10 protein-coding genes are annotated in these 8,940 nt (G+C 56.7%); 6 read left to right on the top strand and 4 right to left on the bottom strand.

The genetic code is table 11. The features are described from left to right. Positions 1 to 560: 560 nt before the first annotated feature. Positions 561 to 878 carry a DUF736 family protein gene (locus JNC80_RS18550; protein ID WP_151653988.1) on the top strand — a complete coding sequence of 106 codons (318 nt, stop codon included), beginning with the start codon at positions 561 to 563 and terminating at the stop codon, positions 876 to 878. A 113-nt stretch (positions 879 to 991) separates the two neighbouring features. Next, on the top strand, positions 992 to 1,426 hold the full coding sequence (locus JNC80_RS18545) for a thermonuclease family protein (protein ID WP_289634339.1): 435 nt from the start codon (positions 992 to 994) through the stop codon (positions 1,424 to 1,426). Here JNC80_RS18545 and nadS read toward each other — a convergent pair whose 3' ends face one another. The 3 genes from nadS to JNC80_RS18530 all read right to left on the bottom strand — a co-directional run bounded on the left by nadS (position 1,427) and on the right by JNC80_RS18530 (position 4,454). Continuing rightward, positions 1,427 to 1,711, bottom strand: coding sequence for a NadS family protein (gene nadS / locus JNC80_RS18540; RefSeq protein ID WP_289634338.1), 285 nt, complete (start codon positions 1,709 to 1,711; stop codon positions 1,427 to 1,429). Continuing rightward, complete coding sequence (locus JNC80_RS18535; protein ID WP_376711226.1) at positions 1,708 to 2,058, bottom strand: type II toxin-antitoxin system RelE/ParE family toxin; 351 nt, start codon at positions 2,056 to 2,058, stop codon at positions 1,708 to 1,710. Before JNC80_RS18535 ends, nadS begins: the two co-directional genes overlap by 4 nt. A 218-nt stretch (positions 2,059 to 2,276) precedes the next feature. Further along, positions 2,277 to 4,454: a ParB/RepB/Spo0J family partition protein gene (locus JNC80_RS18530; RefSeq protein WP_376711225.1), complete on the bottom strand. Its 2,178-nt coding sequence runs from the start codon at positions 4,452 to 4,454 to the stop codon at positions 2,277 to 2,279. Between the two features lie 176 nt (positions 4,455 to 4,630). On the opposite strand from JNC80_RS18530, the gene JNC80_RS18525 reads away from it, so the two are divergent. Next, complete coding sequence (locus JNC80_RS18525) at positions 4,631 to 5,200, top strand: L,D-transpeptidase family protein (RefSeq protein WP_376711224.1); 570 nt, start codon at positions 4,631 to 4,633, stop codon at positions 5,198 to 5,200. A 104-nt stretch (positions 5,201 to 5,304) separates the two neighbouring features. Here the strand turns inward: JNC80_RS18525 and JNC80_RS18520 are convergent, their stop codons facing one another. Further along, the gene (locus tag JNC80_RS18520) at positions 5,305 to 6,267 is read right to left on the bottom strand and encodes a LysR family transcriptional regulator (RefSeq protein ID WP_376711223.1); all 963 of its coding nucleotides are present in this window, start codon (positions 6,265 to 6,267) and stop codon (positions 5,305 to 5,307) included. A gap of 46 nt (positions 6,268 to 6,313) precedes the next feature. On the opposite strand from JNC80_RS18520, the gene JNC80_RS18515 reads away from it, so the two are divergent. The 3 genes from JNC80_RS18515 (at position 6,314) to JNC80_RS18505 (ending at position 8,938) form a co-directional block, all read left to right on the top strand. After that, positions 6,314 to 7,297 (top strand): aldo/keto reductase, encoded by a 984-nt coding sequence (locus JNC80_RS18515; RefSeq protein WP_376711222.1) that lies wholly within the window; start codon positions 6,314 to 6,316, stop codon positions 7,295 to 7,297. Beyond that, complete coding sequence (locus JNC80_RS18510; RefSeq protein ID WP_376711221.1) at positions 7,294 to 7,674, top strand: carboxymuconolactone decarboxylase family protein; 381 nt, start codon at positions 7,294 to 7,296, stop codon at positions 7,672 to 7,674. Before JNC80_RS18515 ends, JNC80_RS18510 begins: the two co-directional genes overlap by 4 nt. Before the next feature lie 70 nt (positions 7,675 to 7,744). Then, positions 7,745 to 8,938, top strand: a complete 1,194-nt coding sequence (locus JNC80_RS18505; RefSeq protein WP_376711220.1) for an MFS transporter — start codon at positions 7,745 to 7,747, stop codon at positions 8,936 to 8,938. Positions 8,939 to 8,940 lie beyond the last annotated feature (2 nt).

Genomic DNA, 8,940 nt, shown 5'->3' with positions numbered 1-8,940 from the left:
GCGCCGCCCTTCCCGCGTCAGTCGATCGTGACCCTATGGGCCGAAACGGGCTTGACGTGAGCCTTGGCGTAGCAGCGAATGGGCGGGCTTGGATGCCAAGACCGTTCATTGCGTTGTGGAGACTGGCAAACGGCGAGGCTGGTTCGGTGAGCTGGCCGTCAGTGCCGGCGAATAGAGCGCGGTGCCATTGGCAGACGCTATCAATTGATTTGTTTTATCGATGGATAAATTCTTCTAATACCTTGGTCCTATACTATAGTCGATGCTTGAAATTTTCTTCCAAGCTGCTCTAAATACGCCCCACACAGTGAAGTTCGTTGGCTATACGTATCATATATATTCCTCTCGTTTCTGTGTGCATTTCGAGCGGAATACTGGATCGAACGCCCCTGCCTCAACGGCTGCGCAAACGATTTTCCCCACGCCTGCGGCGTTCCTCGCGATCCAAAATCGCTTGGCTACGCCGTCCTCCACTGTGTTCCGGCCCTTACGGGTGATGCAGAGCCTGAGTTCGCTCCGTTTCATCCGCATTGGCACAAGAAATGGAGAGGAATACTCTGATGACGAACCTAGTGAACTACATCAAGTTTGACGGCGATAAGGTCGCCGGAAACATTGCAACCATCACGTTCGATATCGACCTCGTAGGCGAAGCGGTTAACAGCGAAAATCCCAAAGCTCCTGTTTACCGCCTTTATGGCAAATCCCCCCGCAATCGCCGGATTGAGATCGGCGGGATATGGCGCAAGAAAAATCAGCGCGATTGCGATTACTACACACTTACCGTCAGCACTGGCTTTGCCAAGCTAAACGCCAACCTCGGGCGCTATCCGGGGCAGGACGATGACAGCCTGATGGCCGTGATCCCTTGGGACTGAAGCAATAAGGGCGGCGACAACGCCGCCCCTTCCCTGCCACGCCGCAAGTGCGGGCAGCACATAGCAAAATCCCCCATTTTGCTTTATGTAGCATCTCGGAAGTGAGGTGCTTTATGATTCAGAAAAACTTGCTCTTATGCGCGCTTGTGCTCGCGATCGGCGGTGCTGATGCGGCTGCGCAGAGCATCAACAAATGGCCGATCTGTGGTCGTGCCAAGCGCATTACCTGCATTGTCGATGGCGATACATTTTGGATGGATCGTGTCAAATACCGGCTTCAGGGTGTGGACACGCCTGAAACCGGCGATGGTGCCAAATGTGCGCGGGAACAAAAACTTGCTGATGCTGCAACTCTTGAATTGCAGCGGCTCATGGAAACGAACCACCTCTATTTCCAGCGTCACCACAATGACCGCTATGGGCGGGTTATAGTGACGGTGCGAACGCAATCAGGTGATGACATTGCCGATCTGCTTGTTCGCAGCGGTCACGGTCGCCCCTATTATGGCGGCCGTCGCGATGCATATGAATGGTGCCGTGGCGGCTGATTATGCGCGGATTGCCTTCGCGACTGTTTCAGGCGCTTGCTGGATGACCTTCAAAAACAGAACTGCGGAACGATCAGGTTGACGGCGATTTTGCTCCCAATCCCTGATTGTTCCAGCGGACAGACCGTAGCGCTTGGCAAATTCGGCTTGCGACAGTTTCTGACTTTTGCGGATCGCGGCAACATCGATCGTTTCTGGAACGAACACCGCTGCGGGTTCAGCCCGACCTTCAGCGATAGCAAGTGCTTCCTCGGCACTCTGGATAAGCTCTATAGCAAAACTCATGCTTTGTCCTTTCTATGCCTGTAGGCATCAGCAAGCTTTGGCAGGATTCGGGCCAGCTCGTTGCGTTCCGCCTTTGTCAGATTGCCCTTCTCGTTCTTGCCGTAGATTGCGAGGGCAAAGACTGGAATATCCCCGCCCCCGAAATAATGTATCGTGCGGAAACCTCCGCTTTTTCCTTGGCCTTCGCGGGCATGGCGCAATTTTCGCGCACCGCCTGTTCCGGCCATTAGCGCCCCAGCTTCGGGATCGGCGGCGATCATGGCAACAATTTCCTGAAGCTCGTCGTCGGAAAGGCCACATCGCTTAGCCTGCGCCAGAAAGATAGTTGTCTGGATTACGCTTTGCATCGGTCATCACGATACGGCAGTGCCGTATAGATTTCAAGCAAATATACGGCAATGCCGTATAGCATCCGCGCATGCGGATTGGGTGGGGAAGGTGCGGAAACCGGGTTTGGGGGTTTCCGCTGCAACATGCAAAAACCAGACGAGCAAGGAGACTGCCCGTCTGGTTCCTGCGCTGCGCGAATGATGCGCAGCGCCTTGCGGATTTGTGTTGTGTTGTGTCAGGCGGCGATTTCTTCCTCGTCGTCGTCCTCGCCATCTTCCTCTTGATCGCCGTAAAAATGGCTCATGCCATGACCGTCCATGTGATTGACCGTTTCGCAGTCATGATCGGTTGCGAAGCGGGTGAGTTCGGCAGGCAGCCATGCGCCATCCAGTTCGGCGGTTGCGCGCTCCACAAGATCGGTCTTTTTGAAGGGCGCAAGGCTGGTTGCGAGGTCTTTGCCTTTGATCTGCTCGACGGCTGCGAGAATGACGGTCTTGGTGCTGCGCTCCAAGAAACCGAGATCGGAAAGCGTCGTCCATGCTTCGGGGGTGGTGCCGAGTGCATCGGCGATCTGATCGCCATGCACCTTTGCACCGGAAAGCTGATATTGCCCGAAAGGACGCAGCGAAAGCGCGGTGAACACGGCCAGATGCTGCAACAGATCAGCCTGTGACATTTCGAGGAAATATGTCCACCAATCGGCAGGGCGCGGCGGCAAGCTGCTGCGCAAGTCTTGTCTGCGCTGCTCGATTTCGATCAGGGGTTTCATAGTCTGGTTCTGGATATGGCTTGCGGCATCGGCCTTTTCTGCTTTGAGGGTGCTGGCGCTGACGGAGGCATACATTCCAAAGAATGTTGCCGCCTGGCTGTGAACGGTGATGGCTAGGGCAACATGGGCATTGCTGCACAGATCAGCCGCGATCGCTGCGGTTCTGACCGCTGCGAGTTCATTTTGCATCTTGGCGCTTGGGGTTGGCAAACCTTCGGGGCTGGTTTTGCCTGTACCTTGTGCGCCGGATGTTTTCGGTGCGGATTTGAGCAAGCCGCGTTCTATGCGAATATCGCCATTGTAGCTTGTGACGATAGCGGCGCTGGCGCGCGCCTTGTCCTCGTCCAGATATTCGCTCGTCTTGAATGAATCGATCTGCTCGGACAGCTCCTTATATTCATCATAGAGCGCATCGTCGTCCGTCTGATCGAGCTGGATTTCGATTGCTCCCATGCGCTCCACAAATTCATCAAACAGGGCTGATTGTTCGTCGGAAAGCGGAATGTTCTGCGGATAAACCCGCCCCTTATATTCCTGCTCCAACTCCCAATATTGGCCGTCGAAGAAAAACACCTCCTGCCAGCCTTCGGCCTTGACCTCCTTGATCAGGGCATCGATCTTTTCGGCGGCAAGCTGATCGAGCAAGGCGGCATCGGTCAGGTAAATGCCCCTGTCACCTTCGGCAAAAAGGTCTTGGTGAATAATGCCTCCTGCGGCCTGATAGGCTTCCAGTCCGACAAGCTTCACGCGCTTGTCGGTGACAGGAACCTCCCCTTCTGTCAGCGCGGTGCGGATGGAATGGGAATGTGCGCGGGGATTCGCGGTAAAGACGTTGCGCTGGCGCTCCTGATCGTCGCTGATGGCATAGGCGGCGACCTGATCAAATTCGAGTTTTCCGTCTGTATAGGCGGCGAGGATTTCGGGCGCGACCTTGCCAAGCTTCATCCGCTTTTTGACGACTGTTTCACTGACGCCAAAGGCTTGCGCCACGTCCTCGATGCTCTTACCGGCATCGATCTGCGCGGCAAAGGCGCGATACTGGTCAGCGGGGTGCATGGGCGCGCGGATGACGTTTTCTGCGAGCGATATTTGCTCCTGATCTTGATCGCTGTCGGCAAGGCGGCAGGGGACGAGAAAGCCCTTTTCGAGCTGCTTGTTTTTGGCAAGCGTTTGCAGGGCGCGCAAACGGCGACCGCCAGCGATGACATGATAATGTCCATTCTTCTCGGCGGGGACGATGACGAGCGATTGCAGCAAGCCATGAACGGGGATGGATGCAATCAGATCATCCACATTTTCCGCATCTGTGGTGCGCACGTTCAAAGGTGAAACGGCGAGTTTTGCGAGCGGGATTTGCAAGAAATTCTGTTGTGTAGACATGGCGGGTATCTCCTTTTTTTCCGCGTTGGGCGAAGCCGCTCCCATCCGCACGGGAATTGCTTCAGCTATTCCAAGGGCGGAGGGGGGGTGGGCGCAGCCCGCCACACGACACGGCAACGAGCTGTCAGGGGATTGGATCGAGAGAAAACCGGAAGGTTCGCGCGCAGCGTGAAAGCCGGTTTTGTCGCAGAGCCAACGCTTGCGCCCGTCCCTTGACCGATCGGGGACGTGCCGGCAGGCGGAAGAACGAATGAAGCCGGCCAAAGGCCGTCTGCTTATTTTCTAAGAAGCCTTCGCCTTCTCTACAGCGCTATTTTGGGGCGCGTTCAGGCTCCGGCTCGGCCTCTTCGAGGCCGTGACATTGCATCGCGGTCGCGACAGGTTTTTCATCAGCCATTCAGGAATGTGATATGTTTCCTGTGATGAAAGAATTGCGGGGAATGAATTTGAACAGAAGGTTTTTTGTTTTTGGCGGCATCGTGGCGCTGAGCGGTTGCCAGACCGCGGCGCCAACTGATGACGCCATGACTGTTCGCACAGATCGTGTCAGCGCGCGGCGCGTGGTTGCTTATGAGACAACGGAGCGTCCAGGCACGATCATTGTCGAGCCGTCGAATTACACGCTTTATCTGGTGCAGCCGGAAGGCAAGGCCATTGCCTATCCGGTAGGGGTAGGCAAGGCAGGCCATAGCTTTAGCGGGCGTGCAACGATCGCACGCAAGGCTGAATGGCCGACATGGACGCCGACTGCGAACATGATCGCGGCCGATCCTGCCGGCCGTGGTAGCCTTGCTGGCGGCGTTCAGGGTGGTGCTGCTAATCCGCTGGGAGCGCGCGCCCTGTATCTTTATCAACGCGGGCGCGACACGCTTTACCGGATTCATGGCACGAATGATCCGGCTTCGATTGGAAAGTCCGTTTCGAGCGGATGCATTCGCATGTTCGACCGCGATGTGATCGAGCTTTATGACCGTGTGCCGCAAGGCTCACAGGTCATTGTCAGGGCATAGATTGCTATAGTGCGTCACGACACGACAATAAGCTTCTTATGAGCATCAGTATTAAATCAGTATTGAATCACCATAAAATTCATCATGCTAGATCAGGATCTAACTTAAAGGGAATTCAGCCCTCCAGCAGTTTCAAGCTTCTCCCTATTCTCGTGTATCAGGCTTGCGTAAAACTCTGCGATCGCCCGAACCCTTCGGGATTGTGCAAGGTCAGAGTGAATAGCCAGCCAGATTCCTTGGTCGATGCCAAGGTCTGCTTCCAAGCAAACAAGGTCGTTCTGGCGCGCAATGAAGTGCGGCAGCACAGCTAGGCCGACACCTGCGAGAGCGGCGGAAACCTGCGCCGAGAGGGTTGTTGTTGCCAGAACCGGAGCACGGCCGCGCAGTATCCGCTCGACCCATTGGGCAGCAGGAAGATGGCCATATGTCTCGCACCAACCAATAAAACGGTCCGTGTCGAACCGGGCATCCTCACGCTTTGCAGGCCGGCCAGCTATGTAGCCTTGAGAGGCGTAAAGACCGTAACCGAGCGCTCCCAAACGCCGGATCGTTACGTTGCCACGCTCAGGCTTGACCATCCTGACAGCCAGATCGGCATCGCGGCGGTGCAGATTGACCGCCTGAACATCTGTCACCACTTCAAGGGTCAGGTCCGGATACTGATCGGTCAGTCCCGGCAAAGCAGGGATTATCAGATGGTTGGCAAGCGTCTCGGCCGTCGCCAGACGCACCCGACCGGCAATTTCAGTTTGAGCAGCAGACCCTTCCGCAAAGGCTTCGGCTGCCTGTTCAAGTGCCTCCGCACGCTCCAGCAGCGCGGCACCATCGTCGGTTAGCCGGTAGCCATTCTGGTGACGGCTAAAGAGAGTCAAACCGAGCGCGGCTTCCAGTCGCTCGATCTGGCGCGACACGGTGGCGAGGCCGCTCCCGAGGCCGGCCGCCGCGCCACTCAACGACCCGTTGCGAGCGATGGCGAGGAACACCCGCGCATCGTCCCATCGTAGGCGGCTGGCCTCCCGCTTTCCAATATCGGAAATCAGCTTACGAGTTTTTGTGGGTTTCTTCATCGAAATAGAAAACCATATTTGTCTCCGAAGAACAAGGAGCAAAGCAATGCAACAGCGAACACTTGGTCCCGATCTATCTGTTTCCGCAATCGGACTCGGCTGCATGGGGATGAGCGAATTCTATGGTCCACGCGACGACGAGGAATCGCTGGCGGTTCTGCAGCGGGCGGTCGATCTTGGCATCGATTTCCTCGACACCGCCGATATGTATGGGCCGCATCACAATGAGGACCTGATCGGCCGCTTCCTCGCCGAAAGCGATGCCACGGTTAAGATTGCCACCAAGTTCGGCATCGTGCGGAAGCCCGGCGAATACGCCCGCAGCATCGACAACAGCGTCGATTACATGCGCCGCGCCTGCGAAGCCTCGCTCAAGCGGCTTGGGGTGGAGCGGATCGACCTCTACTACGTCCACCGCATCGACCGCGAACAGCCTATCGAAGAAACGATGGAAGGGCTGGCTGCCCTGACGCGCGAAGGGAAGATCGGTCATATCGGTCTTTGCGAGGTAAGCGCCGAGACGCTGCGCCGCGCCCATGCCGTCCACCCTGTCACGGCGGTTCAGACCGAATACTCCCTCTGGACCCGTGATGTGGAAGCCGAAATCTTGCCCACATGCCGCGAGCTGGGCATTGGCTTCGTCGCCTATTCACCGCTCGGGCGCGGCTTCCTGACAGGCCGGTTTCAGGCGGGGTCGCAATTCGAGGATAGCGATTTCCGAGCGGGCCTGCCGCGCTTCGCCCCGGATAATGCGACGACCAATGCCGCTCTGGTCGATGTGGTGCGCGGCATCGCGACGGCAAAGGGCTGCACCCCTGCGCAGATCGCCTTGGCATGGCTGCTTTCCAAGGGTGACGACATCGTGCCAATTCCCGGCACCAAACGGCTGAAATATCTGGAAGAGAACGCCGCCACCTCGTCGGTTCTTCTAGATGCGCAAGAGGCCGATGCTCTCGAAAGGGCGATTTCCAACCTACCTATCGTTGGGGAGCGATACACCGCCGAAGGTATGAAGGGGTTGAACGCATGACGCAGGATCGTCGCTCGAAAGCCCTTGCTCTTCTTGAAAGTCTCGATCCCGAAGCCCCGTCTCGCGTTGCCGAAAATCTCGATGCGCTTTCGGACGATTTCCTTGAGGTCGTCTTGGGGTTTGCTTTCGCGGATGTGGTGTCGCGGCCCGGCCTCGACCTGCGCACGCGTGAAATGCTCACCGTATCGGCTCTTATGGCGATGGGCACCGCGCCCGGTCAGCTTGAGTTTCATATTCGTGCTGCACTCAATGTCGGCGTCACCCGCGAGGAAATCGTCGAAATACTTCTCCAAATCGCCGTCTATGCTGGCGTCCCCGCCTGTATGAACGGCATCGCTGCCGCCAAGAAAGCTTTCTCGGCCGCCACCGCATCATAACAATTCGCAGAAGCGACCTGCCGCGCAACGCGGTGGGCGCTTGCGCTCAAGAATCTAAGGCTCCTCTTAAATGCAAGAACAACATGAAATCGCATCGTGGCGAAACTGGTTAGCGGTAGGCGTTCTTGGCGTTGGCTCGTTTGCCATCGTCACTACAGAACTGGCACCAATCGGCATTCTTTCTTCAATAGCGAATGATCTTGGAGAGAATGAAGCAAAGGTTGGCCTTATCGTAACCGGCTACGCTTGGATTGCAGCCGTTGCCGCTTTGCTGTCTGCAACTATGTTAGGCCGAATACCGAGAAAGCCACTTCTCGGAAGCCTGATGCTGGTGTTGGCGTTGTCCAGTGCGGTGGCTGCCATATCCACGAACTTTCCGGCACTATTCGGGGCAAGGGTCATTGGCGCTATAGCCCATGGCGCGTTCTGGGCCATGATCGGCACGCTCGGAGCGCAGATCGTTCCGGCCAGATATGTCGGCGTGGCAACTTCGATCATTTTCGGCGGGGTGTCAGCAGCCAGCGTCTTGGGCGTCCCGTTGGCAGGGATGATAGGACATCACGAAAGCTGGCGAACTGCGTTCGGTGTTATTGCCGTTCTGTCTTTCCTGACAGCCGCCGCGATCATGTTTTCGGTGCCCCGTGTGTCGGCTGCGGCACCCGTTGGACGGCAGGCGCTTATCGTAATTGCCCGCGATCCTACCTTCGTTCGTATCTATGGCGCGACAGCATGTGCGATCACCGCCCATTTCGCCGCGTTCACCTACATTGAGCCATTGCTCGCCGAGGGTCTGCGCATAGAGCCAAAAGTACTTTATGCGCTTCTTCTTGCGTTCGGACTCGCTGGCCTTCTCGGGAATGTCATGACGGGCATTTTTGTGGACCGCTATCTCAAACCGCTGGTGTTGGGATCGCTGGCGCTGATGGCGATTTGCTTGGCGGGGCTTGGAGCGTTCGGCGCGAACGCTGACTTGATCGCGGTAGGTATCCTGTTGATGGGCTGGGGGATCGGTGTCGCAGCCGTTTTCGTTGGCTTCCAGACTTGGATTCTACGGACGGCGGGCGATGCGGCGCTGCCAGCGTCCGCGATCTATGTCGCCATTTTCAATGCTGCAATCGGCACCGGCGCATTGTTGGGATCGGTCGTCATTTCATTCACCGATCTGAACAGCCTAATGATAATTGCGTCCCTTGGTCTTGTTGGCAGCCTCGGCCCGGTGATTTTTCTATCAAGAGCGGCAAGCGTAATGGTGCAAACTAAGTGACG

Origin of the sequence: Pseudochrobactrum lubricantis (assembly GCF_041929865.1) — a bacterium.
GTDB lineage: Bacteria > Pseudomonadota > Alphaproteobacteria > Rhizobiales > Rhizobiaceae > Pseudochrobactrum > Pseudochrobactrum saccharolyticum.
Note: the sequence above shows the minus strand (reverse complement) of the source record. Positions and strands in the feature narration are given on the sequence as shown.

Coding starts and splice junctions, on each gene's coding strand:
- JNC80_RS18505 (WP_376711220.1), top strand. CDS start 7,745: ATGCAAGAACAACATGAAATCGCATCGTGGCGAAACTGGTTAGCGGTA.
- JNC80_RS18545 (WP_289634339.1), top strand. CDS start 992: ATGATTCAGAAAAACTTGCTCTTATGCGCGCTTGTGCTCGCGATCGGC.
- JNC80_RS18550 (WP_151653988.1), top strand. CDS start 561: ATGACGAACCTAGTGAACTACATCAAGTTTGACGGCGATAAGGTCGCC.
- JNC80_RS18525 (WP_376711224.1), top strand. CDS start 4,631: ATGAATTTGAACAGAAGGTTTTTTGTTTTTGGCGGCATCGTGGCGCTG.
- JNC80_RS18515 (WP_376711222.1), top strand. CDS start 6,314: ATGCAACAGCGAACACTTGGTCCCGATCTATCTGTTTCCGCAATCGGA.
- JNC80_RS18520 (WP_376711223.1), bottom strand. CDS start 6,267: ATGAAGAAACCCACAAAAACTCGTAAGCTGATTTCCGATATTGGAAAG.
- nadS (WP_289634338.1), bottom strand. CDS start 1,711: ATGAGTTTTGCTATAGAGCTTATCCAGAGTGCCGAGGAAGCACTTGCT.
- JNC80_RS18510 (WP_376711221.1), top strand. CDS start 7,294: ATGACGCAGGATCGTCGCTCGAAAGCCCTTGCTCTTCTTGAAAGTCTC.
- JNC80_RS18535 (WP_376711226.1), bottom strand. CDS start 2,058: ATGCAAAGCGTAATCCAGACAACTATCTTTCTGGCGCAGGCTAAGCGA.